This is a genomic window from Pseudomonas sp. GW821-FHT02C04 (assembly GCF_059421845.1).
This window is the reverse complement of record NZ_JBWKVT010000009.1, coordinates 56577-79926: the sequence shown is the minus strand read 5'-3', so window position 1 is coordinate 79926 and position 23350 is coordinate 56577. Positions and strand designations below refer to the sequence as shown.

Below are 23350 nucleotides of genomic sequence, written 5' to 3'. Positions count from 1 at the left end.
GTTCGAGCGAGTGTCTGCAAGCGCAACTACAGTCCGGCGGCATCAATGTCGATCAACAGCAGGCGTTCGCCATTGTCGAAGAATTGCCCGGCGGTCAGGCAATACTGGTTGCTGGTGGCGTCGCGGTAGGTGTTGGAAAGCGTCAGCCGCCGTTCTTCCCAGCCTTCGGCCAGCAGGTGGTAGAAGTAGGGGCGCCACGACCAGTTGTGGCCCAGGTAGCGGTTGTCGGCGACCCAGCCGCTTTGGCGCCATTCCAGGTTCGGTGTCAGTTGCGTGCCCTGGCGGTCGCACTGATAAAACCGCAGCAACCACGGAAAGGCATCGAGTTGCGGCAAGGCGCTGAGCGGCGCGCGAGCCTGGGCCCAGGTCTGCAGGATCGTCATCAACTCGCCGAGCTGTTGGCGCATCGACATCAACTTGCCGCGCTCAGTGAGTTTCTGCTTCACATAGGACTGGCGCAGTTCAGCGAAGCGCTGGACGAACGCATCCGTCGCAAAGAAAGCCTCTTGCGCCCGGGCGAACAGAAAACCCTGCACGTAGCGTGAGCCACACTCCAGCGCGAAATTGAGCTGCGCTTCTGTCTCCACGCCTTCAGCGATGATCCAGCAGCCGGTTTTTTCCGCCATCTGTGCCAGCGCCTTGACCACATCGCTGCTCGGCCCGCCGAGCGCGGCGGCCTGGAACAGGCGCATGTCGAGCTTGAGGATGTCCGGTTGCAATGCGAGCACACGATCAAGTTGAGAGTATCCAGCGCCGAAATCGTCGATGGCGATTCGCGCCCCGGCATCACGATAGCGCGCGACCACTTCAGACAGACGCTGACTGTTACCGCCCAGTTCAGTGATCTCAAAGACAATCCGCTGCGGGTCGACGCCATGCCGGGCGAGTTGTTTGAAACTCGGCAGCGCCTGATCGGCGCGCAAACGGCTGATCCAACGCGGTGACATGTTCAGGCTGAGAAACCAGTCCGGCGGCGCTTCGTGCAATCGACTCAGCGCATTGTCACGAATCTGCCGGTCGAGGCGGCGCAACGCGGTGGCTGGCGTTCGTGGATCGGCGAACAGCGGCCCGACAGATGTCAGTTGCCCTTGCGCCTGGCGCAGGCGGCCCAGCGCTTCGACGCCTGCAATGCGTCCGGTGGCGGTATCGATGAAAGGCTGAAAGCAGGCGAGCGGTTGCCCGTCGATCACGGGGCCTCCTTGGTCGTTGTTGTTCGGGTGGGATCCTGCCGGCCGGATAGACGAGCGGGATTGAATCTCCGGATGAAGAGATTCAATCCCGCCAGCACTGCAAGAATGCAGCCAGATGTGCAGCTCAGCGCTTGCTGGAGTTCTGCATGACCAGTTTGATCAACGGAGCAAGGCTGGTGCCGAGACGGATCAACCGACTCAGACCGCCGACGCCTCCACTCTTGGCGCCTTTGCCGGTGAGGAAGCCCAGCAGCGTCACGGCGGCCACGCCCCACAACGGCGCGTGCTTGATGCCGAAACCGTCCTGCAGGTTTTGCGTCATGCCACGCATGCGTTGCAAGGGTTGCAGGACCTGGCCGGCTTCGTGACGGATTTCCTGACGATGCATTTCCATGCGCAGACGGATCAGGGCCTTGCGCATTTCCTGGCGCGAGCTGTTTTGTGGAAGTTCAGGCAGGCTCATGGCAGCAGGCGCTCCCGGTCGTTGGCCAGTTCTTCCAGAGTGCCGTGGAAGGGCGAGGATTCATCGAAGATCGCAGCCTTGAGACGCAGCGCGCAGAAGATCGCCGCCAGGGTGTAGAACACGCACAGGCCGATGATCGCGGCGAGACGATAGGTGTCCCAGAACACGATCAGGACGAGGGTCGACAGGCCGACCAGCAACAGCAATGCAAACACCAGCGCCAGGCCTGCAAACAGCAACAGGCTGACGGTGCGTGCCTTCTGCTCCTGCAGTTCGATGCCGAACAGTTCGACATGACTGTGCAACAGACCAAGGACGGCTGCGCCCAGGCGCCGCGTGGAGGAAGTGGTGCCCGAAGTCGGGCCGGATTCACCGATCGACATGATCAGCGCCGCGTGGCCAGCAGGCCAATCAGAAAGCCCACGCCCGCCGCGATACCCACCGATTGCCACGGGTTGGCCGACACATAATCTTCGGTGGCGGTGACCGCTGCCTGACCACGCTCGCGCAGGGTGTCTTCGGTCAGTTTCAGGGTTTCCCGTGCACGCAGCAGACTTTCGTGGATCTGTTCGCGCAACTCATCCGCCTGATCACCGGCCAGCGTGGCGGTGTGTTCCAGCAACCGTTCGGTGTCGCTGACCAGGGTCTGGAAGTCGTTCATCAGGATTTCTTGAGCAGTCTTTGCCTTGGTGCTGGCCATGGGGAATCTCCGTAAGTGGCTGTCTGAAACGGCTTCTGAAACTTTCGAGTATGAGCCTTGCGTGAAGGTTCAGTACAAATGACTGGTACATCTTTTGCTGTGTCGTGGTGCGTCGCCGGACAGCAGTGCGCTGTTGCCGGGCGCGAAGCCGGGAAATCATAGCCCGGATGACACGGGTTCATCTCAGGACATCGACCTTGTGCGCCAAAGCGGTTCGCCGGACCAGTGGATCGGTGACTGCGCGGTCGCAACTTGGTGCATGAAATGTCTGCATGAACCGCTTTGGTGCCTTTTTCAGCCTTGGGTCTGCCTCTTCATGGAAAATCTGCAAAGCGCTGTGGATACGCTCGTTCATAGTTCCAACACGTTGTTCATTCTGATCGGTGCGGTCATGGTGTTGGCCATGCACGCCGGTTTCGCCTTTCTGGAGGTCGGAACGGTTCGCCAGAAGAATCAGGTCAACGCCTTGTCGAAGATCCTCAGCGACTTCGCGGTGTCGACGCTGGCCTATTTCTTTATAGGCTATTGGATTTCGTACGGGGTGACGTTCATGCAACCGGCGGCGGTGCTCAGCGCCGATCATGGTTACGGGCTGGTGAAGTTTTTCTTCCTGCTGACCTTTGCGGCAGCGATTCCGGCGATCATTTCCGGGGGCATCGCCGAGCGGGCACGGTTCGTTCCGCAATTGTGCGCGACGGCGCTGATCGTGGCGTTCATCTATCCGTTTTTCGAGGGCATGATCTGGAACGGCAACTTCGGTCTGCAAGCCTGGCTGGCGGCGCGGTTCGGTGCATCCTTCCATGACTTCGCCGGGTCCGTGGTGGTTCACGCCATGGGCGGCTGGCTGGCGCTGGCGGCGGTGCTGTTGCTGGGCCCGCGTAATGGACGCTATCGCGATGGCCGGCTGGTGGCATTCGCACCGTCGAGCATTCCGTTTCTGGCGCTGGGATCGTGGATCCTGATCGTCGGCTGGTTCGGCTTCAACGTGATGAGCGCGCAAACCCTGCAGGGCGTCAGTGGCCTGGTGGCGGTCAATTCGTTGATGGCGATGGTGGGCGGTACCGTGGCGGCGTTGATCGTCGGGCGTAATGACCCAGGCTTTCTGCACAACGGTCCGCTGGCCGGTCTGGTGGCGGTGTGTGCCGGCTCCGACCTGATGCATCCGGTGGGGGCGCTGGTGACCGGTGCGATTGCGGGCGCCCTGTTTGTCTGGTGCTTCACGGCGGCGCAGGTCAAATGGCGGATCGACGACGTGCTGGGTGTCTGGCCGTTGCACGGCTTGTGTGGCGTCTGGGGTGGCATCGCCTGCGGGATCTTCGGCTCGACCGCGTTGGGCGGGCTTGGCGGCGTCAGCCTGATCAGCCAGTTGATCGGCACGGCGTTGGGCGTGGTGGTGGCGCTGGCCGGTGGCTTTGCCGTCTACGGCTCGATCAAGGCGCTGCATGGTCTGCGCCTGAGTCAGGAACAGGAGTATTACGGCGCGGATCTGTCGCTGCACAAGATTGGCGCGGTAAGTCAGGACTAAGTCTCTTCATCTTCGGCACCCGGGTAGAAGCCATGCAGCAGGCGATAGCGGTCGATGCGCACCCGATCGACTTTCTCCTGCACCTGGTGTGCCGGCAGACCGAGCAGAATCAAGGCATGGGACGCGAGCATCAGGCTTGATTCCAACAGCTCCGGCACCACTTCGCTGGCGCCGGCGGCTTTCAGTTCGGCCCACTGGCTGTCATCGCGGGTGCGCACCAGAATCGGCACCTTCGAGTTGAGTCGCCGGGCTTCCTTGAGCACCCGCAACGCCACATCGCTTTTATCCACGGCAATTACCAGCAGCCTGGCGCGCAGCAAACCGACGGCAGTCAGCAGGTCGCCGCGTGCAGAGTCGCCGTAATGCACGTCGCGTTCGACGGTGGCGGCCTCCTGTATACGTACGGGGTCGTTATCCAGGGCGATGTAAGGTTGCCCGGCATTGCGCATGAAGCGTCCGATCGACTGACCGACACGACCGTAGCCACAGATCACCACGTGCTGATCGAGGCCGGCATTGAGAGCGCTGATGTGCTCGATCTGTGCTTCCTGATTGGGTTTGCGGTGCAGGGCGGCGGCGATGCGCGGTGCTGCACGCAACATCAGCGGCGTCAGCAGCATCGAGCAGAATGTAGCGGCGAGGAGCAGCGCGCCGAGTTCGGTGGGCATCAGTTGGTTCTGCTGCATCTGCGCCATCAGGGCGAAACAGAACTCGCCGCCCTGAGCCAGTGCCAGGCCGCTGCGCCACGCGGTTTCATTGTCGTTGCCGCGCCATTTCACCAGCAGCGCCACCACTGAACCCTTGATCACCAGCAAACCCAGGGTCATGGCGAGTATCAGCAGGCTGTGGCTGGCAAACAATTGCAGGTCGATCAGCATGCCGATGCTGACGAAGAACAGGCCGAGCAGGATATCGCGGAACGGCCGGATATCGGCTTCGATCTGATGCCGATAATGACTCTCCCCCAGCAGCATGCCGGCCAGGAAGGCGCCGAGGGCAGGGGACAGGCCGAGCAGGTGAGTCAGCCATGCCGTGAGCAACACGATCACCAGCGCCAACAGCACGAAGAGCTCGGCCGAACGCGATGCCGCCACCTCCTGAAACAGACGTGGCAACAGCCAGCGACTGGCCAGCAGCAAGCCGATGAACAGCACAACCGTCTTGAGCAGTGTCAGTGGCAACGCCCAATACCAGGCCTGATCACTGCTGCCGGCGAAGACGGGCACCAGCGTCAGCAACAACACGGCCACCACATCCTGAAACAACAGGACCCCCACGGCGTTCTGGCCGTGGCTGCTGAAGATTTCGCCGAGGCTGCCCAGTTCCTTGGTGACGATCGCCGTGGATGAAAGCGAAAGCCCCGCGCCGAGCAACAGCGCCGGGGTGAGAGGCATGCCCAGCAGCATCAGCACACTTCCCAGCAGCAGGGTGGTGATCAACACCTGTTGGCTGCCCAGACGGAAAACCACCTGGCGCAGGGCAATCATTTTCGACAGGGAAAATTCCAGCCCCAGGGAAAACAGCAGAAACACCACACCCAACTCGGCAAGGTCGGGCAGGTGCTCACTCTCGTTGATCCAGTCGAACGCCTTCGGCCCGACCATCAGCCCGACGCACAGGTAGCCCAGCACCGGCGGCAGGCGCAAGCGGCGGAACAGGGCAATCATCACCAGGGATGAAGCAAGAATGATCAACAGATTGGCAAACACAAAACACTCCGGCAGCAGGGTCAGGCTCTTCAAGCGTAGAGGCAAAAAACACCGGAGCATGCTGGAAAACGCATTTGTGCGGGCTGATTTGAGTCAGGGTTTTGCGAGGATAAACCCGCTCGATGGCTTGAAGCCTTTGATGGGTCGACGGGTTCACAGGTGAGGCCTAAAATGGCCAATCAAATTTTGGGATTGAACGCGCATGCTTCCTGAATGCCAGTTGTTCGGCACCCTGGGGTGCCATCTGTGTGAAGTCGCTGAAGCCGAGCTGATGCCGTTTGTCGAGCATGGCCTGCTGGTGGAGCTGGTGGACATTGCTGACGATGAGTCCTGGTTCGAGGCCTACAGCCTGCGGATTCCTGTGCTGCGCCGGGTCGATACCGGGGCGGAGCTGGGGTGGCCGTTCAGCGCCGATCAGGTTGTGGCATTCCTGCGTTAGCCTTTTCCCTCGACGTTGTTCCGACCTGGCCATTCATCGCGACGGTCATCGATCCTTGGCACTCTCGGGTTTATTCGGTTACTGTATGTTCATACAGTAATTGAGTGGGCTCGTCGTGCTGTGTCCTTTTGGGGCAACAGGCAGGGCAGCCAGGACGTCAGAGGGATGAACCGTGGTCAATGTCGAACAGTTGAAAAGCAGCGTGAACCGGATGTCGGTTGACGTGGTGCGCGAAGCCGTCCACGAATTGCGCCTGGACGGTCTGGTCACGGAAGGCAAGACGCCGTTCAACAAGCTGCATTTCAATACCTGTTTTGCCGAGATCGAGGCGTTGTTCCAGCGCGCCGGTTATCACAAGCAACTGGATGTGGTGGGTTATCAGGGTTTGTTGTACGCCTTGTACGATCCGGGCCGCTGGGAGGCAGTCGATGTATTGCGCTGGCTGAAGGAATTCACTGAGGCGGCGGCCCTCAAATCGATTCCTGCCTGATTCTGCGCTAGGTCTGCTGCGTCCCGTGTTGGATAATGCCGCTCTGCCTTGAGGGTTCGAGTTTTCCGTATGTCCAGCACATCTACATTTTCCGCCGCACAGAATCAGGCCAGCACGCTTTATCTGCCTCCCGGCGACTGGCGGACAGTGTTCGATTGTCTGTGTGATCACTTCAGTGCCATCGGACGCGATCAATGGCTGGACCGGATTGCCCGAGGCCGGGTGCTGGATGGTGAAGGCCAGCCGATTGCGCTGGACTTGCCGTACAAGGAAGGCCTGCGCATCCATTACTTTCGCGAAGTGCCGGATGAAAAGCCGATTCCGGTGGTCGAGTCGATTCTCTACGCGGACGAACATCTGGTCGTCGCAGACAAACCCCACTTCCTGCCGGTGACGCCAGCGGGGGAGTACGTGGAGCAAACGCTGCTGCGCCGGTTGATTCGTCGACTGGACAATCCACACCTGGTGCCGCTGCACCGGATTGACCGGCACACCGCCGGGCTGGTGATTTTTTCGGCCAATCCGCAGACGCGTTCGGCGTATCAGTCATTGTTCCCGACACGGCAAATCGAAAAACGCTACGAAGCCATCGCTGCGGCATTGCCGGGGCTGGATTTTCCATTGGTGCATAAGAGCCGCATGGTCGATGGCGAGCCGTTTTTCCGTATGCAGGAAGGCCCGGGGGTCAGCAACACCGAAACGGCAGTGGAAGTGCGGGAAAAGAACGGCGACCTCTGGCGCTACGGCCTGTATCCGGTGACCGGCAAGAAACACCAGTTGCGGGTGCATATGACGTCGTTGGGCGCCAGCATCTGTAACGATCCGTTCTATCCCGAGGTGCTGAAGGACGTTGAGGATGATTACGCCAAACCGCTCAAGCTTCTGGCGCAGGGTTTGCGGTTCATCGATCCGGTCACGGGTCAGACGCGTGAATTTGAAAGCCGGATCACGCTGGATTGGTGATCCATAGCGCAATCCACTTTCAACCGCCCACGAAAAAGCCCGCAAAATGCGGGCTTTTTTGTATCTGGCGTCGCTTACAGCTCTTTAACGGTGCGAACCTGATCTTTGTTGATGCGAGTCTGCTTGCCGTCCAGTTGTTCGAATTCGTAGAAGCCCGAATCCTTGTCGTATTTAGGCGAGTCGACGGCCTGGATTTCGCGACCGTCATTCAAGGTGATCACAGTTGGCGAAGCGCAACCGGCGAGGGTGGCCAGGCCCAGTGCGAGCATGAAAGTGGCGAGAGTCCGTTGAGTCATGTGTTTGTCTCCGAAGGGAATTCTTTTGGTTACTGAGCTTGTAGACGTATACAAGGCGTGAGAGTTCCTTGAACGCGGTCAGTCTGACACAGTGTTATGAGAGCTTAACAGTTCCGGGGTATTGAGATTGGCCAGCCGTGGGTCGTTGTCCGGGCAAATCAGGGCTTGGGCGCCAAGGCTGCGCATGAGCCGGCCAGGGCTGCGCTCCCCCTCGTGCCAGGCCTCTTCGAATGCGGGCAGAAGCACCACGGGAATCACGCAAAGCAGCGGTTCCCAGTGCTCGTCGTGACGCAGCATCAGAGGATTTTCAGGGTGCAGGCTGGCGGCCTCGCGCATGCTCTGCAACAAGGGAAGGTCGATTCGCGGTACGTCGCATGGCAACACCAGCAGATGCGTATGGCGGGCGGCTCGCAAACCTGCACGAATACCGGCCAATGGTCCGGGAAAATCTTCTTCGTCATCCGAGACCAATTGATCGGCAAAGGGTGCATAGCGTTCGCGATTACGGTTGCAGGAAATGATCAGGTCGTCGGTCAGCGGACGAACCTTGCGCTGCAAATGAGCGATCAGTGGTTCCCCGTGCCATTCGATCAGCCCCTTGTCCTGACCGCCCATGCGCTGGCCTCGTCCACCGGCCAGCAACAGGACGGAACAGGGCGGCAATCGGGTATTGGAAGTCATGGCAACTCTCCGCAGGTTCGGCGAAAAAATGGGGCGCTGTGATATAACACCGGGCTGTTTCTCCTACAACTGGATGAGCCTATGAAAGCCAAGGCTGATGTACCTTTCGCACCGCTCAATATCGCGGTACTGACGGTCAGCGACACCCGTACCCTGGAAACCGATACCTCCGGCCAGGTCTTCGTCGACCGTTTGACTGCAGCCGGTCACAACCTGGCGGGGCGGGTACTGCTCAAAGATGACCTGTACAAAATCCGTGCGCAAGTCGCCCACTGGATTGCCGAAGACGTCGTGCAAGTTGTGCTGATCACCGGGGGCACTGGCTTCACGGGGCGCGACAGCACGCCGGAAGCCGTTGGGTGCCTGCTGGACAAACAAGTCGATGGTTTTGGTGAACTGTTCCGCCAGATCTCGGTTGCCGACATCGGCACCTCCACTGTGCAATCCCGGGCACTGGCGGGGCTGGCCAACGGTACGCTGGTCTGCTGCCTGCCGGGTTCGACCAATGCGGTACGTACCGGTTGGGACGGCATCCTGGCTGAACAACTGGATTCGCGGCACCGTCCATGCAATTTCGTCCCTCATCTGAAACAGGCGGCTCCCTGTGAATCCCGCGGGTAAGCCTGGCAAGACCGGCAGCCTGATGCCGGTCGAGGTGGCCCTGGCGCGTCTGCTGGAAATGGCTGACGCCTCGCGGATTGCCCAATCCGAATATCTGCCACTGGCGCAGGTCGAGGGACGGGTGTTGGCGCAGGATCTGGTTTCGACACTGGATCTGCCGCCATGGCCCAACAGTGCCATGGACGGTTATGCCTTGAACCTGGCCGACTGGACCGGTGAGCCGATGCCGGTCAGTCAGAAGATTTTTGCCGGTCAGGCGCCTGAACCGTTGGAGCCGGGCACCTGTGCCCGTATCTTTACGGGCGCTCCCGTTCCGCCGGGCGCCGATTGCGTCGAGATGCAGGAAAACGCGGTGATCGAGGCCGACGAACGCGTGCGGTTCATCGAGCCCATGGTGTCCGGGCAGAACATCCGCCCGCAGGGGCAGGAAACCACCGTGGGCGAGTTGATCCTGTCCGCGGGAACCCGGCTCGGTCCGATCGAGCAAGGGCTGGCCGCGTCTTTGGGCTGCGCCGGCCTTGATGTGGTCCGCAAGATCCGCGTGGCAGTGCTGTCCACCGGCGATGAGTTGGTCGAACCGGGAACTGCACTGGGCCCGGGACAGATTTACAACAGCAACCGGGTGGTGCTGTGCAGCTGGCTGCAGCGTTTGGGCTGTGAAGTGCTGGATGCCGGGATTCTTCCGGATGACTTGCCTACCACCCGCGCACGTCTTGGAGAGCTCAAAGAGGCCGACCTGATACTGTCGACCGGTGGCGTATCGGTCGGGGAAGCAGATTTCCTCGGTGTTGCGCTGAGGGAAGAGGGTGAGCTGACACTGTGGAAGCTGGCGATCAAGCCCGGGAAGCCTCTGACTGTTGGTCATTTTCGTGGTGTTCCGGTCATCGGCCTGCCAGGCAACCCGGCGTCGACCCTGGTGACGTTTGCCTTGTTGACCAAGCCCTATCTGCTGCGTCGTCAGGGTGTGCAGGATGTCGAGCCTCTCAAGTTTCCAGTTCCGGCTGGATTCGTCTGGCCCCAGGCCGGCAATCGGCGTGAATTCCTGCGGGGGCGTCTGGAACAGGGACAGGCAACTATCTACCGAAACCAGAGCTCGGGTGTTCTGCGTAGCGCCGCCTGGGCTGATGGATTGGTGGAAGTGCAGGAGGGGCGCACCCTGACCCAGGGAGATATGGTGCCTTTCATTCCCCTGAGTGAACTTCTCGGCTGATCATTGAAATGCAGGCTCGTGTGGGCCTGCATTTCAGTCCGTCAGCGGCTGATCAGTGCAACGAGCTGATCGAAGCGACTATTGGCAACCCAGCCCAACAATCCAAGAACCACCGCTGTGGCACCTGCGGAGTAGGCGAGACGGTGCTTGATGGCTTTGACGTCTCCTCTTACTTCGTCCATGTCACGGCGGATGTATTTGAGGTGGGTTTCCAGCTCGGTGACACGAGGTTCCATAACGGTTTCTCCAGTGTTTTTGGTACAGCTGTTGAATTCGGCCCTTTGACTGGCACGACTGTCGGAGAGGGGAGCAACCGGACTCAATGGCATTCTTGCTTCATGGCTGTGCATGCAAATTCCCGCCTGTTGCCATGAGTTTCTGCCGGCAGAAACGGCTACTCGAATGATCGAAAGTCCTGATGATGTATTGACTCATTACCTGCACATCCTTGTGTTATCGGGTTGAAGATTGTTGCCACCGACACACGGTGTACCAATGGCCAGGGCGGGTCAATTGAGCCGATTCCTTACATTCCGTACGAAAAAATACCGCCTTGTAGGACGAGTGAAAGGGGGCTCTGGAAATACTTGGGATTGCGGCGGCTCTTTTGCGTGCCGTGAGGGTCAAGATGTCCCGAACTGATTCAATTCCGGGAGTGACCAAAATGAGTGAACGCAGGGCATTGTTGATTCTGCATGGCAAGCAGGCACTCAACGAAGCGGTTCGCGCCGCTGTTGAACGCAAACGCGGGCAGGGTTGGGAACTGGCTGTGCGCCTGACCTGGGAAGCCGGCGATGCCCAACGTCTGGTCGAAGAGGCGCTGGCTGCCGGATTCGGGCAAATCATTGCTGGCGGCGGCGATGGCACCTTGCGCGATATCGCCGAGGCCCTGGCGGCTCATCAGGGCAAGGCCAGTCTGGTGTTGTTGCCACTGGGAACCGCCAACGACTTTTCCCGCGCGGCCGGTGTCCCTCTGGAACCGGATGAGGCACTCGAATTGCTTGATGCGCCTGCCTGTGACATCGATCTGGGGGAGGTGGGCGGGCAGATATTCCTGAACATGGCCACGGGCGGCTTCGGCAGTCAGGTCACCGCCAATACCTCGGAGGATCTGAAAAAGGTGCTGGGGGGCGCAGCCTATCTGTTTACGGGCCTGTCGCGATTCAGTGAGTTGCACGCCGCCTATGGCGAATTGCAGGGGCCGGATTTCCATTGGCGCGGTGAGCTGCTCGCGCTGGGTATCGGCAATGGCCGCCAGGCGGGCGGAGGGCATGTATTGTGCCCAGAGGCACTGGCCGATGACGGCCTGCTGGATATCAGTATCCTGCCGGCACCTCAGGAGCTGGTCGGCACGCTGAAAACCCTGCTCAGCGACGGGTTCGGCATCGACAACATGTTTGTGCGCACGCGTTTGCCGTGGGTCGAAATCAAGGTGGCCGAAGGGCTCTGCATCAATCTTGATGGCGAGCCCCTGGAGGGAGACAGTTTGCGCTTTGCGGCGCGTCCGGCGGCATTGCGTGTGCATTTGCCGGAGAACTCGCCGCTGTTGGGCAGGACGCGGTGCTTCAGTCGTCCAGACTGATGATCTGTTCCCGCACGGCAAACAGCACCAGCCCGGCCACATCGTAGATCTGCAGGCGTTTCATGATCTGCGAGCGGTGGGTTTCCACGGTCTTGATGCTCAGGCCCAGACCATTGGCGATCTCGCGGGTGGACTTGCCGCGCACGATCAGGCGCAGGATTTCCAGCTGGCGCGCTGTCAGGTTATGTGAGTCGGCGACTTCCGGTTGCAGCTTCTGATTGCGGGTCAGTGCCTGATTGATCACCGTGTGGGCGATGGCCGGGCTCAGGTAGCGCTCGTTGTTGCGCAGGGCTTCCAGCGCGTGTTCGAGTTCGGTTGCCGTGGTGTCCTTGAGCAAGTAACCGTGAGCGCCGGATTCCAGTGCCTGCATGATCAGTGCAGGATCGGTGTGCATCGAGAGGATCAGCACTTTGCTGTGCGGACGAACCCGTCTGAGCCGTTGCAACGCTTCGAGGCCGCCGGTTTCTTTCATGGAAATATCCAGTAAAACGATATCGGGGTTCAGTTGCTCGACCATCTCAAGCAACTGCGAGCCGTCATTGGCCTCGCCGATTACCGCATAACCGGGAATATCCAGCACCAGAGCGCGCACGCCGGCTCTGATCAGCGAGTGGTCATCCACCAGAAGTAAGTTACAAGTCAACGCATAACCTTATTCGTACTGGCCCGCTCGAGTGCACGGGGCGCCCAGGGGAATAGTGCTTCGATTTGAGTGCCTTTGCCCGGTTCGCTCGTCACGCTCAGGGTGCCGCCCAGTTGCTCGATCCGTTCGGCCATCCCGGCCATGCCTCGTTGTCCTTCACGACCGGGATTGGCGGCCGGGGCAAAGCCCAGACCGTCATCGCTGATCAGCAGGGTCAAGCCTTGGGGAAGGCGTTGCACGCGGATCAGCAGGTTCTTGGCCTGCGCATGACGCAGGATGTTGGTCACGGCTTCCTGGGTGATGCGGAAGGCGGCGACCGCCATTTCTTCGGGAATGCCATTCAAACGCTGCTGACAGTCCAGGCTCCAGTGCACCGAGGTGTTGGTCAGTGTCTTGAGCAGATGCGCGCGCAAACTGGCTTCCAGCCCCAGGCTGGTCAGTTGCCGTGGATTGAGAATGGCCGACACATCGCGGACTTTGTTGAGGGTTTCCTCAAGGGTGTCGCAGAGTGCCGAACACTGTTCCTGCAAGTCGTCCGGTAGTCGTCGCTTGAGCCATTCGCTTTGCAGTTTGGCGGCGGTCAGCAACTGACCAATATCATCGTGCAGTTCACGACTGAGACGGTGACGTTCGTTTTCCTGGACTTCGAGTAATCGGTCGGCCAGTTCCTGAGGCTGGAACTTGATCGATTTTCGCGACAGGCGATGCTGGGTAAAGACGCAAGCGGCGGCTGCCAGATTGATCAGCAGCAGGCCAAACGACAGCGGCGCGGACAAACCATAAGTCAGCAGACTGCCCACTGCCGCGCCAATGCAAAGCGTGAGCGTGAACCTGCGCGCGTTTTCTCGGGAGGGTGGCCATGTGGCGATTGACTTGAGGCTGGCGTACATAGCGGATGGAGCCAATGGATGTTCGCTGCGGGCAGACCGGTCAGAGTGGCTGGCGGTCTCTGTCTGAAAATCTGTGGTTCAGGTTGTTGGTTTCAATACGGTTCAGTGATCGATAATTGACTGTCAACTTCGGAGCAGACCGATCATTGAAGTCACTGTGCCATTAAGTGAAAGCAACTAACGCGCGGCATAATACCACTTAACATACCGTTGGTCGCGTTCGCCCTATATGTCCAAAGAGTCAGGAAATACGCCATGTTGGACGCGAGTTCCATAATGGAAAAAGTTGGTTTATTGGAATCGATAATTATCGATGAAACCTGAAGTTTTCAATTTTCATACACAGGTAAACCCTGACTTCAACGATGGGACAGTCTGCATGTTGACGCGTAATTATTTATTTGGGGATGTCGCTGGCAGGCATGAGTTATTCAATTGCGACATTCGATGGCTCGAACTAACGGGCTGCAATGGGCCCGGCGTGTACTCGATTACGCTTGCCGCTCCGAGTAAGACACGAGGGACAAGGGTTTGGCACTGAGCGGCGGTTGAAACTGGCTCTGACCCACCTGGAAGGCGAACGCTTCGATGAGGGACGTCTGCTCGCTTTCGTCCAGGCTCAGTTGGCCGGTGCTCTGGTCGACCAGTTCAAGTTGCCAGGCCATCAAGGTGAAGCAATCTTTCAGGGCGTCGAGCGCCTGGGCATGCAGGTCGACATGATCCTGCGTCTGAGTGAGCAGGCCATGCAGGTGCAGACAGAACTCGGACACTGCCACCAATGCAAGGGCATCGGCCTTGTTCGCCAGTTTGAGCAGGGTGCTGAGCATGCAGTCGATGGCGTCCTTGTCATTGCTGATCAGTTGCAAATGACTCAGGCACTCTTCGGACTTGGCCAGGAGCGTTTCAGCCTCGACAAGAAATTCGGGGAACCGCTGCGCCCACTCTTTACGGTCGTTCGGCATGCTTATCTCCACAACGTCATGTCTGATGAGCGAATGTCGTGTGTGTCGACGATCATGAACCGTCGTGAGATCGCGCCCTGCAGTGCCGAGGAGGCTTGTGCCGGGGGTTTCGAGAGGATGGGGTTCCACTGACCTGCGATCGCACACAAAAGCCTGACTCCGTTCATGCAATGAGAATGGCGTCACATTAATGGCTATTGGATATTGCGAACATCAGGTTGGGCCTGATTGTTACTAGGGGAATCCCTTAGACACGGGAACCTACCGCGCAAACCGAGGTCGCGCCGCAGAGAATGTAGCAGATGAAATCACGGGGCCAGTAAAGCATGATGTTAATGTGACATCAATGCCTTCTCATGGCATTTTGTAGGTGATTTGTATAGGGATCAAGATTGGCCGGAATCAGCCGATAACCCTCTTTAGTGAATTCACCAGAACAAGCCCAGGAGTCATTGATGGCCGGCATTCTCGATACGGTAGACCAACGCACGCAACTGGTGGGTGAGAATCGCCTGGAAATTCTCATGTTCCGGCTGGCCGGGCGTCAATTGTTCGCGATCAACGTGTTCAAGGTTCAGGAAGTCCTGCAACTGCCGAAGCTGACCCTGATGCCTCAGCGTCACCCGTTTGTCTGCGGTGTAGTCAACCTGCGCGGCCAGACCCTGCCGGTGATCGACCTGTCCCAGGCGATCGGCATGCGTCCGTTGGTGCCGGGCCCCAACAGCACGATCATCGTCACCGAGTACAACCGCTCGGTGCAGGCTTTCCTCGTCGGCGGTGTGGATCGCATCGTCAACATGAACTGGGAAGCCATCCTGCCACCGCCGACCAGCGCCGGCCGCCAGCATTACCTGACCGCCATCAGCAAGGTCGACGATCAATTGGTGGAAATCATCGACGTCGAGAAAGTCCTCGCCGAAATCGTGCCGTACAACGCCAAGGTCTCCCGCGACAAACTCGACGATCCGGTCCTGGAGCGCGCCCGTGGCCGCGAAGTGCTGCTGGTGGACGACTCCAATGTTGCACTGTCGCAGTTGCGCGACACCCTCGGTCAGTTGGGCGTGAAGATGCACATCGCCAGCGACGGTCTGAAGGCCCTGAACATGCTCAAGGCCTGGGCCGACACCGGGGTCAACATGACCGACAAGTTGTTGATGATCTTCACCGACGCGGAGATGCCGGAAATGGACGGCTATCGCCTGACCACCGAAATCCGCAACGACCCACGTTTGCGTGGCCTGTATGTGGTGTTGCACACCTCGCTGTCAGGCAGTTTCAACGACTCGATGGTGAAGAAGGTCGGTTGCGACAACTTCCTTTCCAAGTTCCAGCCGGACAAACTGGTCGATGTGGTGCGTCAGCGTCTGATGCTCGACGAAGTACCGGCCTGATCACCACGCGGTTGCAGTGGAAGCGAGCAAGTTCGCTTCCTCAATCTCTGGCCTTTGATTCGGCAACCCAGCTCGTATAGGGTGGCGTTTTTGACCCATCAGGGAGCTGGCCATGCTGCGTCTGAGCGCGCTTTATCGTTACCCGTTGAAATCCGCCAAGGGCGAGGTTCTGCAAGGGATCGGCCTGGACAAACTGGGGCTTGAGGGCGATCGACGCTGGATGTTGGTGGACGAAGCCAGCGGGCGTTTCCTGACTCAGCGTGCCGAAGCGAAGATGAGCCAGTTGTCCGCGCTGTGGAATGCCGACGGTGGCCTGACCCTCGATGCGCCGGGGCATTCGGCGATTGATATCGCGTTGCCCGGCAACGAAGCCGAACTGCGCGGCGTGACCATCTGGCGCGACACCCTGCGCGTGCCGGATGCCGGCGAAGAAGCGGCCCGTTGGGTCAGCGAATTCATCGGCAAGCCGACCCGACTGGTGCAAGTGCCGCTGGATCGCGCTCGCACGACTGCGGCCGGTTATGGCAACGATGACGACCAAGTGGCGTTCGCCGACGGTTTCCCGCTACTGCTGATTGGTGAGGCGTCGCTGCAACATCTGTCGAAGGAAGTCGGGCGTCCGTTGGAAATGCTGCGGTTCCGGCCGAATCTGGTGATCGAAGGCAGCGAGGCCTATGCCGAGGATGGCTGGAAGCGCATCCGCATCGGTGATGTCGAGTTCCGCGTGGTCAAGTCGTGTTCACGCTGCATTCTCACCACGATCGATCCGAAAACCGGTGAACGCAGCGCGGATCGCGAGCCGCTGGCGACTCTGCAGAAGACCCGCGCCCAGGCCGACGGTGCGATGTTCGGTCAGAACCTGGTCAATGACAGCAACGGTCGGCTCGAAGTCGGCATGCCGGTGGAAATCCTCGAGTAATCTGCCCCGAAACGAAAAATGCCCGTGTCCAAGGACACGGGCATTTTTTATTGCCGCAGGAAACCGGGGTTTCAGCCGCGGTATTCGCACAGGTAAGCGGTGTCGACGGCCACTTTCAGCTGGAACTTGCTGTTGGCTGGCACGTTGAACTGGCTGCCTGCAGCGAAGGTTTCCCAGTCGCTGCTGTCCGGCAGTTTGACGGTCAGTGCGCCGGACACCACGTGCATGATTTCACGCTGGCTGGTGCCGAATTCGTATTCGCCCGGGGCCATGACGCCGATGGTCGCAGGACCTTCAGCAGTGCCAAAGGCGATCGACTTGACGGTGCCGTCGAAGTACTCGTTGACTTTAAACATGGGCGATTCCTCTCGAAAAGGGCTTAAAAGGGTCAAAAAGGTCGGCCAGTATGCACAAGGCTCATGGCGCCGTCACCTGCGCTAGAGCGGCAGCACCAGCGGCAATAATCGGGCGGTATTACGCGCATCTTCCAGTGCTCGATGCTGCTGACCGGTGAACTGCATGCCCGCCAGCTGCAGGGCGCCATTGAGTCCCAGAGGCCGTTCAAGGCGTCGGGCCTTGGCGAATCGTTGTTTGAGGTTCATGTGCGGCACGCGGCTAAGGGCGCTGTCGAGTTGCAGGCGCTGCCATTCCTGAAGCAATTGCTTGCGGTCGTAATCGCCCCAGCTGGCCCAGCCTTCAAGGCGTGTCTGGTGCTGACCGAGCCAGCGCTCGAACGCCGGCCAGACGTCGGTCAGCGGTTGCGCGGCGTCGATGTTGGCCTGAGTGATATGCGTGAGTTCGCGACAGAACGGCGTCAGCAGTGGCCGACGCGTCGGTTTGACGAAGCGTTGAAAGTGATCCTGCTCGCGACCGGCACGATCCACCAGCGTGGCGCCAATCTCGATGATCTCCATTTCCGTAACCGGCCAGCCACCTTCATCGGTGGTGGCTTCCAGATCAATGACCAGCCAATGGGGCATCGCAGGGTTCCTGATTTCCGCGTCCTGATTATTCAGAGCGTAGTCAAACCTTGCGGATGCGCGCGGCGACTACTCGACCTGCAACAGAACCTGACGATTTTTGACCTGATCGCCGACCTTGACCTGCACCCGCTTGAGCACGCCATCGATGCCGGCCTTGAGCGGGTGCTCCATTTTCATCGCTTCCAGCACCACCAGCAGTTGGCCTTTGCTGACAGGGCTGCCCTCGCTGACAAGCACGTCGATGATTGCGCCATCCATCGGGGCTTTCAAGGTGCCGGTGCTGACGCTGGTCTGACTGTCGATCACGGCATGAGTTCGATCCACCAGGCGCAGGCTGCCGGGACGGGTGAACAGCCAGAGCTGGTCGTCGTGCAGGCGATAGGCGTGGCGCTGGCGCAGGCCTTCGATTTCGAGGGATATCGAGCGTTCGTTGTATTCGATGAGCTTCAGTTCGAAGGCACGTTCAGCCACCTGAACCCGAACGATGCCATCCGGGGCGGCCAGCAATTGCACACTCCACGCCTGATCGTCGAGACCCAGCCGATAGTGCAATGGCGCCCCGGCATTGTTGCGCCAACCGGCCAAGGGTGAACGATGCGCCCCGGCGCAGGATTGATAAAACAGCAACGCCGCGACCGCGAGTTCTTCGGCACTCGGTGTATGGGGATGCAGGCAAGGATGGTCGGCGAAGTGTTGCGGGATAAACCCGGTGCTGAATTCACCGCTGATGAACTGCGGATGCTGCAACAGACTGGCGAGCAGTCGCTGATTGCTCTGCACGCCGAGCAACACGCTGTCCTGCACCGCGCACAGCAGTTTGCGCCGGGCCTCTTCGCGGGTCGCGCCGTGGGCGATCAGTTTGCCGAGCATCGGGTCGTAGAACGCAGAGATCGACTGACCTTCGATCAAGCCATGGTCAACCCGCGCACCCCGATTCAGTGCCGGTTCCCAGGCTTCGACACGACCGGTCTGCGGAAGAAATTCCTGGGCCGGATCTTCGGCGTAGAGGCGCACTTCCATGGCGTGGCCATCGAGTTTGACCTGCGCCTGGGTCAGCGGAAGTGGCTGACCCTCGGCAACCAAGAGCTGCCACGCCACCAGGTCCAGCCCGGTAATCAATTCGGTCACCGGATGCTCGACTTGCAGCCGGGTGTTCATTTCCAGAAAGTAGAATTGGCCACGGGCATCGAGCAGAAACTCCACGGTGCCGGCGCCCACGTAGTTCACCGCGCGTCCGGCCTTGAGCGCCGCTTCGCCCATTGCCTGACGCAGTTCTTCGGTCATCACCGGACACGGCGCTTCTTCGATGACTTTCTGATGGCGACGCTGGATCGAACAATCGCGCTCGCCCAGGTAGATCAGGTTGCCGTGGTGATCGCCGAACAACTGCACTTCGACGTGGCGCGGTTCGATCAACGCCTGTTCGAGGATCAGTTCGTCGCTGCCGAAACCGTTCAAGGCTTCGGAGCGGGCGGTGCGCAATTGCGCCGCCAGCTCCTCGGCGTGATGCACCAGGCGCATGCCGCGTCCGCCACCGCCGGCGCTGGCCTTGATCATCAGCGGATAACCGATGCGTTCGGCTTCGCGTGTCAGGGTCGCGTCGTCCTGCTCGGCACCTTGATAGCCGGCGATGCACGGCACCCCAGCAGCGAGCATGGCAATTTTCGACTGGCGTTTGCTGCCCATCAGTTCGATGGCTTCGACGCTGGGACCAATGAAGGTCAGGCCGGCCTGTTCGCAGGCTCGGGCGAACCCGGCGTTTTCAGAAAGGAAGCCATAACCGGGATGGATCGCGTCGGCACCGCTGCGCCGGGCGGCGTCGAGGATGGCCGGGATGTTCAGGTAGGACTGTTGCACCGGCGCCGGGCCGATGTTCACCGCCTCGTCCGCCATTTGGACATGCAGCGCATCGGCGTCGGCGTCGCTGAACACCGCGACGGTGCGATAGCCGAGGGCTTGGGCGGTGCGCTGGATGCGGCAGGCGATTTCACCGCGGTTGGCGATCAGGATTTTGTGGAGGGCGGGCATGGTGGTTTTTCCTGAATGTTGGCGGTGAATTGAAGGGCCTCATCGCGAGCTCGCTCCCACAAGGTCAGGTGCTCCATCCGGGTTTGCGTTTTTGCACGAACGCCATCGTGCCTTCGATACCCTCGGCACCGGTCACGGCTTCGCTGAACCACTGCGCCGCTTCATCCAGCAATTCGCTCGACGGTTGGCCGGCGCTGGCCAGCAGTAATTTCTTGGTGGCGGCATTCGCTTCGGGGGCGCAGCACAGGACATGTTGCAGCACTTCATCCAGCCGTTCGGCCAGTGCCTGGGGATCCTGCTCGACAAAATGCACCAGCCCCAGACGCCGCGCCTGGTGGCCGTCGAAACGGGCAGCGGTCAGGGCCAGGCGGCGGGCTTCAGTGAGGCCTATGCGCTGCACCACAAACGGCGCGATCTGCGCCGGCAACAGGCCGAGGCTGGTTTCCGGCAGACCGAATTGCGCCTGATGATCGGCCATCGCGATATCGCTTACGCACACCAACCCGAAACCGCCCCCGAGCACCGCGCCCTGCAACACGGTGATCAGCACTTGCGGCGCGTGCTGCGCTTCTTCCAGCAACGACCCGAAAGCACGGTTCAACTCGCGATAGGCATCGCTGCCCTGAGCGCGGGCGTTGGCCATGTCCTTGATGTCGCCACCGGCACAGAAATGCCCGCCGGCGCCGCTGAGCACCAGCGCGCGAACACTGCGGTCGTCGCGCACGGCGGCCAGCACTGCGCGCAGTTCGGCGACCATTTGCAGGCTCATGGCATTGCGGCTTTCCGGGCGATTGAGGGTGATGTGCAGCACGCCGTTATGTGGTTCCAGCAACAGCGTCTGGCAATCGGGCAGGGTGCTCATTTCTTTTTCCCCGGCAGGATGCCCATCAGTTTGCAGATGATCCCCAGCATGATTTCGTCGGCGCCGCCGCCAATCGATACCAGCCGCACGTCGCGGTAGGCGCGGGCCACCGGGTTGTCCCACATGAAGCCCATGCCGCCCCAGTATTGCAGGCAGCTGTCGCTGACTTCGCGACCGAGACGCCCGGCCTTGAGCTTGGCCATCGAAGCCAGTCGGGTGACGTCCTGGCCTTTCACGTATTGCTCGGTGGCCTGATAGACCAGCGCCCGCAGGCATTCGATTTCGGTCTGCAATTCGGCGAGTCGGAAGTGGATCACCTGATTGTCGATCAGCGCATTGCCGAAGGTTTTGCGTTCCTTGCAGTACTCGATGGTGCTGTCGACACAGTATTCCAGGCCCTTGATCATGTTGGCCGCACCGAACAGGCGTTCCTCCTGGAACTGCAGCATCTGCATCATGAACCCGGCGCCTTCATGGCCGATGCGATTGCGCTGGGGCACGCGCACGTTGTCGAAAAACACCTGGGCGGTTTCCGAGCTGCGCATGCCAAGCTTGTCCAGGTGCGAACTGAGGCTGATGCCCGGTGTGTTCATCGGGACCATGATCAGCGACTTGTTGACGTGCGGCTTGTCGTCCGAGGTGTTGGCCAGCAGGCAGATGAAGTCGGCGCTTGGCGAGTTGGTGATCCACATCTTGCTGCCGTTGATCACATAGTCGTCGCCGTCCTTGCGCGCGGTGGTCTTGAGCCCGGCGACGTCGGAACCGGCGCCGACTTCCGAGACGCCGATGCAGCCGACCTGCTCGCCGGTGATGGCCGGGCGCAGGAATTCGTCGCGCAATTCATCGGAGCCGAAGCGGGCGAGGGCCGGGGTGCACATGTCGGTCTGCACGCCGATCGACATCGGAATGCCGCCGCAATGGATGGTGCCGAACTCTTCGGCGGCGACGATTGAATAGCTGTAATCCAGGCCCATGCCGCCGAATTTTTCCGGCTTGGAAATCCCCAACAGGCCGAGGTCGCCGGCCTTGCGGAAAATCTCGTGGATCGGAAAGCGCCCGGCCTTTTCCCATTCATCGACGTGCGGGTTGATCTCGTGCTCGACGAATTGGCGGACGGTGCGGCGCAGGGCTTCGTGTTCCGGGGTGAAGATCATTTTTATTGTTCTCCTTGAGTCCTTGGCAATCAGAACCGGCTGACGCCGAAGCTGTTGGGGGCCAGCGTGCGGATGTCGGCTTCGTGGCAGATGTCCAGCAGGTAACCGAGCAGGGTGCGGGTGTCGCGCGGATCGATCAGCCCGTCGTCCCACAGGTTGGCGCTGCCGTAGAGGGCGGTGGACTGGCTGTCGAGTTTCTGCGCGGTGACCTGCTCCAGCATGTCGAGCATTTTCGGATCGGGCACCAGGCCGTCCTTCAACTGCTTGGCTTCGGTGACGATCCGCAGCACCTTGCCGGCCTGGGCGCCGCCCATCACCGCGGTGCGGCTGTTGGGCCAGGCGAAGATGAAGCGCGGATCGAGCCCGCGTCCGCACATCGCATAGTTGCCCGCGCCATAGGAGCCGCCGACCACAACCGTCAGTTTCGGCACCCGTGCATTGGCCACGGCCTGGATCAGTTTCGAGCCGTGCTTGATCACGCCGTGCTGTTCCGATTCGGTGCCGACCATGAACCCGGTGGTGTTGTGGAAAAACAGCAGCGGTGTCTGACTCTGGTCGCACAGTTGAATGAACTGCGCCGCCTTGCTCGCGCCATTGGGCGTGATCGGGCCGTTGTTGCCGATGAAACCGCAGGCGCGGCCCTGAATTTTCAGGTGGCCGCAAACGGTCTGCTGATCGAACTCGCCCTTGAACTCCATGAAACGCGACTCATCGGCGATCCGCGCAATGATTTCACGCACGTCGTAGGGTTTTTTCGGGTCGTCCGGGATCAGGCCCAGCAGTTCGTCGATGGGATACAGCGGCTCTTTGAATTGCGGTTCGGGCAGCCACGGAAGCTGCTCGTTCCAGTTCAACAGGCTGATGATTTCCCGCACCTGACGCACGCCGTCGGCATCGTTCTCGGCCAAATATTCGGCGGTTCCGGCGACTTGCGCGTGCATCTCGGCGCCGCCCAGTTCTTCGTCGGTGGCCACTTCACCTGTCGCTGCCTTGAGCAAGGGTGGGCCTGCGAGAAACAGCTTGGCCTTGCCGCGCACCACCACCACGTAATCCGACAGCCCTGGCTGATATGCACCGCCGGCCGTAGCCGAGCCATGCACCACGGTGATCTGCGGCAGCCCCATCGCCGACATGCGCGCCTGATTGGCAAAGCTGCGTGCACCTTCGACAAAAATTTCCGCCGCGTAGTTGAGGTTGGCGCCACCGCTTTCGGCGAGGGTGATCACCGGCAGTTTGTTTTCCTGGGCGATCTGTTGCAGGCGCAGGGATTTTTTCAGACCCGACGGGGAAATCGTCCCGCCCTTGATCGCGCTGTTGTTCGCCACCACCAGCGCCCGCACGCCGGAAACGTAGCCAATGCCCGCAATCAAACCGCCACCGGCCGAGCTGCCGTCCTTGTCGTCGTGCAGTTTGTAGCCGGCCAGGCTCGCCAGTTCGAGGAATGGTGCGCCAGGGTCTAGCAGCAGGTTCAGGCGTTCGCGGGGCAGCAGTTGCCCGCGCTTGTCGAATTTCGGTTTGGCTTCGGCGGCCTTGTTCAGCAGGTTCTGTTCGAGCTGCTGGACTTGCTCGATGGCCGCGAGCATGGCGGTGCGGTTGCGCGCAAAGGCTTCGCTGTGCGGGTCAAGCTGGGACTGGATCTGCGGCATGGC

The 23350-nt window shown here is 60.3% G+C and carries 26 protein-coding genes; 9 read left to right on the top strand and 17 right to left on the bottom strand.

Annotated features, from left to right (window positions below):
* Positions 1–26 precede the first annotated feature (26 nt).
* The 4 genes from AC07VV_RS26145 to AC07VV_RS26130 form a co-directional block, all read right to left on the bottom strand.
* The gene (locus AC07VV_RS26145) at positions 27–1190 is read right to left on the bottom strand and encodes an EAL domain-containing protein (RefSeq protein WP_495037898.1); all 1164 of its coding nucleotides are present in this window, start codon (positions 1188–1190) and stop codon (positions 27–29) included.
* A 124-nt stretch (positions 1191–1314) separates the two neighbouring features.
* Positions 1315–1653: a hypothetical protein gene (locus AC07VV_RS26140; protein WP_495037897.1), complete on the bottom strand. Its 339-nt coding sequence runs from the start codon at positions 1651–1653 to the stop codon at positions 1315–1317.
* A complete protein-coding gene (locus tag AC07VV_RS26135; RefSeq protein ID WP_096821090.1) occupies positions 1650–2036 on the bottom strand; it encodes a phage holin family protein in 387 nt (128 codons plus the stop codon). The genes AC07VV_RS26140 and AC07VV_RS26135 overlap by 4 nt, the downstream gene beginning before the upstream one ends.
* A gap of 2 nt (positions 2037–2038) precedes the next feature.
* The gene (locus tag AC07VV_RS26130) at positions 2039–2353 is read right to left on the bottom strand and encodes an ElaB/YgaM/YqjD family protein (protein ID WP_085710739.1); all 315 of its coding nucleotides are present in this window, start codon (positions 2351–2353) and stop codon (positions 2039–2041) included.
* A 316-nt stretch (positions 2354–2669) separates the two neighbouring features.
* Here AC07VV_RS26130 and AC07VV_RS26125 point away from each other — a divergent pair, with 316 nt between their 5' ends.
* The gene (locus tag AC07VV_RS26125) at positions 2670–3878 is read left to right on the top strand and encodes an ammonium transporter (RefSeq protein ID WP_495037896.1); all 1209 of its coding nucleotides are present in this window, start codon (positions 2670–2672) and stop codon (positions 3876–3878) included.
* On the opposite strand, the gene AC07VV_RS26120 is transcribed toward AC07VV_RS26125, so the two are convergent.
* Positions 3875–5587, bottom strand: coding sequence for a cation:proton antiporter (locus AC07VV_RS26120; RefSeq protein ID WP_495038009.1), 1713 nt, complete (start codon positions 5585–5587; stop codon positions 3875–3877). The genes AC07VV_RS26125 and AC07VV_RS26120 overlap by 4 nt on opposite strands.
* Before the next feature lie 202 nt (positions 5588–5789).
* On the opposite strand from AC07VV_RS26120, the gene AC07VV_RS26115 reads away from it, so the two are divergent.
* From AC07VV_RS26115 to AC07VV_RS26105, 3 genes are all read left to right on the top strand, one after another.
* Complete coding sequence (locus AC07VV_RS26115) at positions 5790–6026, top strand: glutaredoxin family protein (protein ID WP_007955734.1); 237 nt, start codon at positions 5790–5792, stop codon at positions 6024–6026.
* Positions 6027–6198: 172 nt separating this feature from the next.
* Entirely contained in the window at positions 6199–6516 is a 318-nt protein-coding gene (locus AC07VV_RS26110) for a transcriptional regulator (RefSeq protein ID WP_085730606.1), read from the top strand.
* Positions 6517–6585: 69 nt separating this feature from the next.
* On the top strand, positions 6586–7479 hold the full coding sequence (locus AC07VV_RS26105; protein ID WP_495037895.1) for a pseudouridine synthase: 894 nt from the start codon (positions 6586–6588) through the stop codon (positions 7477–7479).
* Positions 7480–7553: 74 nt separating this feature from the next.
* On the opposite strand, the gene AC07VV_RS26100 is transcribed toward AC07VV_RS26105, so the two are convergent.
* Both AC07VV_RS26100 and mobA read right to left on the bottom strand, forming a co-directional pair.
* Entirely contained in the window at positions 7554–7775 is a 222-nt protein-coding gene (locus AC07VV_RS26100) for a YgdI/YgdR family lipoprotein (protein ID WP_085710733.1), read from the bottom strand.
* 78 nt (positions 7776–7853) lie between these two features.
* Positions 7854–8456 (bottom strand): molybdenum cofactor guanylyltransferase MobA, encoded by a 603-nt coding sequence (gene mobA / locus AC07VV_RS26095; protein WP_192558623.1) that lies wholly within the window; start codon positions 8454–8456, stop codon positions 7854–7856.
* 81 nt (positions 8457–8537) lie between these two features.
* Here mobA and moaB point away from each other — a divergent pair, with 81 nt between their 5' ends.
* Both moaB and AC07VV_RS26085 read left to right on the top strand, forming a co-directional pair.
* Positions 8538–9077 (top strand): molybdenum cofactor biosynthesis protein B, encoded by a 540-nt coding sequence (moaB, locus tag AC07VV_RS26090; RefSeq protein ID WP_495037894.1) that lies wholly within the window; start codon positions 8538–8540, stop codon positions 9075–9077.
* Complete coding sequence (locus AC07VV_RS26085) at positions 9061–10287, top strand: molybdopterin molybdotransferase MoeA (protein ID WP_495037893.1); 1227 nt, start codon at positions 9061–9063, stop codon at positions 10285–10287. Before moaB ends, AC07VV_RS26085 begins: the two co-directional genes overlap by 17 nt.
* Positions 10288–10328: 41 nt before the next feature.
* Here the strand turns inward: AC07VV_RS26085 and AC07VV_RS26080 are convergent, their stop codons facing one another.
* Positions 10329–10637, bottom strand: coding sequence for a hypothetical protein (locus AC07VV_RS26080; protein ID WP_495037892.1), 309 nt, complete (start codon positions 10635–10637; stop codon positions 10329–10331).
* Between the two features lie 314 nt (positions 10638–10951).
* Between AC07VV_RS26080 and yegS the strand changes: the two genes are divergently transcribed.
* Positions 10952–11869 carry a lipid kinase YegS gene (gene yegS, locus AC07VV_RS26075; protein ID WP_495037891.1) on the top strand — a complete coding sequence of 306 codons (918 nt, stop codon included), beginning with the start codon at positions 10952–10954 and terminating at the stop codon, positions 11867–11869.
* Here the strand turns inward: yegS and AC07VV_RS26070 are convergent.
* The 3 genes from AC07VV_RS26070 to AC07VV_RS26060 form a co-directional block, all read right to left on the bottom strand.
* Entirely contained in the window at positions 11853–12512 is a 660-nt protein-coding gene (locus AC07VV_RS26070; RefSeq protein ID WP_096821098.1) for a response regulator, read from the bottom strand. The two genes, yegS and AC07VV_RS26070, sit on opposite strands and share 17 nt — an antisense overlap.
* Positions 12509–13402 (bottom strand): sensor histidine kinase, encoded by an 894-nt coding sequence (locus tag AC07VV_RS26065; RefSeq protein WP_096821099.1) that lies wholly within the window; start codon positions 13400–13402, stop codon positions 12509–12511. Before AC07VV_RS26065 ends, AC07VV_RS26070 begins: the two co-directional genes overlap by 4 nt.
* A 491-nt stretch (positions 13403–13893) precedes the next feature.
* Entirely contained in the window at positions 13894–14364 is a 471-nt protein-coding gene (locus tag AC07VV_RS26060) for a hypothetical protein (protein ID WP_096821100.1), read from the bottom strand.
* Positions 14365–14819: 455 nt separating this feature from the next.
* On the opposite strand from AC07VV_RS26060, the gene AC07VV_RS26055 reads away from it, so the two are divergent.
* Entirely contained in the window at positions 14820–15755 is a 936-nt protein-coding gene (locus AC07VV_RS26055) for a chemotaxis protein CheV (protein WP_034155209.1), read from the top strand.
* A gap of 112 nt (positions 15756–15867) precedes the next feature.
* A complete protein-coding gene (locus AC07VV_RS26050; RefSeq protein WP_495037890.1) occupies positions 15868–16674 on the top strand; it encodes an MOSC domain-containing protein in 807 nt (268 codons plus the stop codon).
* Positions 16675–16745: 71 nt separating this feature from the next.
* Here AC07VV_RS26050 and ppnP read toward each other — a convergent pair whose 3' ends face one another.
* The 6 genes from ppnP to atuC all read right to left on the bottom strand — a co-directional run bounded on the left by ppnP (position 16746) and on the right by atuC (position 23347).
* The gene (ppnP, locus tag AC07VV_RS26045; protein WP_007940055.1) at positions 16746–17030 is read right to left on the bottom strand and encodes a pyrimidine/purine nucleoside phosphorylase; all 285 of its coding nucleotides are present in this window, start codon (positions 17028–17030) and stop codon (positions 16746–16748) included.
* Positions 17031–17111: 81 nt separating this feature from the next.
* Positions 17112–17654: a 3'-5' exonuclease gene (locus AC07VV_RS26040; protein ID WP_096821102.1), complete on the bottom strand. Its 543-nt coding sequence runs from the start codon at positions 17652–17654 to the stop codon at positions 17112–17114.
* A gap of 69 nt (positions 17655–17723) precedes the next feature.
* The gene (locus tag AC07VV_RS26035) at positions 17724–19685 is read right to left on the bottom strand and encodes an acetyl/propionyl/methylcrotonyl-CoA carboxylase subunit alpha (protein WP_495037889.1); all 1962 of its coding nucleotides are present in this window, start codon (positions 19683–19685) and stop codon (positions 17724–17726) included.
* Positions 19686–19749: 64 nt separating this feature from the next.
* Positions 19750–20547, bottom strand: a complete 798-nt coding sequence (locus AC07VV_RS26030; protein ID WP_495037888.1) for an enoyl-CoA hydratase/isomerase family protein — start codon at positions 20545–20547, stop codon at positions 19750–19752.
* Positions 20544–21701 (bottom strand): citronellyl-CoA dehydrogenase, encoded by a 1158-nt coding sequence (atuD, locus tag AC07VV_RS26025; protein WP_085710720.1) that lies wholly within the window; start codon positions 21699–21701, stop codon positions 20544–20546. Before atuD ends, AC07VV_RS26030 begins: the two co-directional genes overlap by 4 nt.
* Before the next feature lie 29 nt (positions 21702–21730).
* Complete coding sequence (gene atuC, locus AC07VV_RS26020; RefSeq protein WP_495037887.1) at positions 21731–23347, bottom strand: geranyl-CoA carboxylase subunit beta; 1617 nt, start codon at positions 23345–23347, stop codon at positions 21731–21733.
* Positions 23348–23350 lie beyond the last annotated feature (3 nt).

Coding starts and splice junctions, on each gene's coding strand:
- atuC (WP_495037887.1), bottom strand. CDS start 23,347: ATGCCGCAGATCCAGTCCCAGCTTGACCCGCACAGCGAAGCCTTTGCG.
- AC07VV_RS26115 (WP_007955734.1), top strand. CDS start 5,790: ATGCTTCCTGAATGCCAGTTGTTCGGCACCCTGGGGTGCCATCTGTGT.
- AC07VV_RS26055 (WP_034155209.1), top strand. CDS start 14,820: ATGGCCGGCATTCTCGATACGGTAGACCAACGCACGCAACTGGTGGGT.
- AC07VV_RS26100 (WP_085710733.1), bottom strand. CDS start 7,775: ATGACTCAACGGACTCTCGCCACTTTCATGCTCGCACTGGGCCTGGCC.
- moaB (WP_495037894.1), top strand. CDS start 8,538: ATGAAAGCCAAGGCTGATGTACCTTTCGCACCGCTCAATATCGCGGTA.
- AC07VV_RS26140 (WP_495037897.1), bottom strand. CDS start 1,653: ATGAGCCTGCCTGAACTTCCACAAAACAGCTCGCGCCAGGAAATGCGC.
- AC07VV_RS26060 (WP_096821100.1), bottom strand. CDS start 14,364: ATGCCGAACGACCGTAAAGAGTGGGCGCAGCGGTTCCCCGAATTTCTT.
- AC07VV_RS26135 (WP_096821090.1), bottom strand. CDS start 2,036: ATGTCGATCGGTGAATCCGGCCCGACTTCGGGCACCACTTCCTCCACG.
- mobA (WP_192558623.1), bottom strand. CDS start 8,456: ATGACTTCCAATACCCGATTGCCGCCCTGTTCCGTCCTGTTGCTGGCC.
- ppnP (WP_007940055.1), bottom strand. CDS start 17,030: ATGTTTAAAGTCAACGAGTACTTCGACGGCACCGTCAAGTCGATCGCC.
- atuD (WP_085710720.1), bottom strand. CDS start 21,701: ATGATCTTCACCCCGGAACACGAAGCCCTGCGCCGCACCGTCCGCCAA.
- AC07VV_RS26080 (WP_495037892.1), bottom strand. CDS start 10,637: ATGCACAGCCATGAAGCAAGAATGCCATTGAGTCCGGTTGCTCCCCTC.
- AC07VV_RS26040 (WP_096821102.1), bottom strand. CDS start 17,654: ATGCCCCATTGGCTGGTCATTGATCTGGAAGCCACCACCGATGAAGGT.
- AC07VV_RS26125 (WP_495037896.1), top strand. CDS start 2,670: ATGGAAAATCTGCAAAGCGCTGTGGATACGCTCGTTCATAGTTCCAAC.
- yegS (WP_495037891.1), top strand. CDS start 10,952: ATGAGTGAACGCAGGGCATTGTTGATTCTGCATGGCAAGCAGGCACTC.
- AC07VV_RS26050 (WP_495037890.1), top strand. CDS start 15,868: ATGCTGCGTCTGAGCGCGCTTTATCGTTACCCGTTGAAATCCGCCAAG.
- AC07VV_RS26035 (WP_495037889.1), bottom strand. CDS start 19,685: ATGCCCGCCCTCCACAAAATCCTGATCGCCAACCGCGGTGAAATCGCC.
- AC07VV_RS26105 (WP_495037895.1), top strand. CDS start 6,586: ATGTCCAGCACATCTACATTTTCCGCCGCACAGAATCAGGCCAGCACG.
- AC07VV_RS26065 (WP_096821099.1), bottom strand. CDS start 13,402: ATGTACGCCAGCCTCAAGTCAATCGCCACATGGCCACCCTCCCGAGAA.
- AC07VV_RS26130 (WP_085710739.1), bottom strand. CDS start 2,353: ATGGCCAGCACCAAGGCAAAGACTGCTCAAGAAATCCTGATGAACGAC.
- AC07VV_RS26030 (WP_495037888.1), bottom strand. CDS start 20,547: ATGAGCACCCTGCCCGATTGCCAGACGCTGTTGCTGGAACCACATAAC.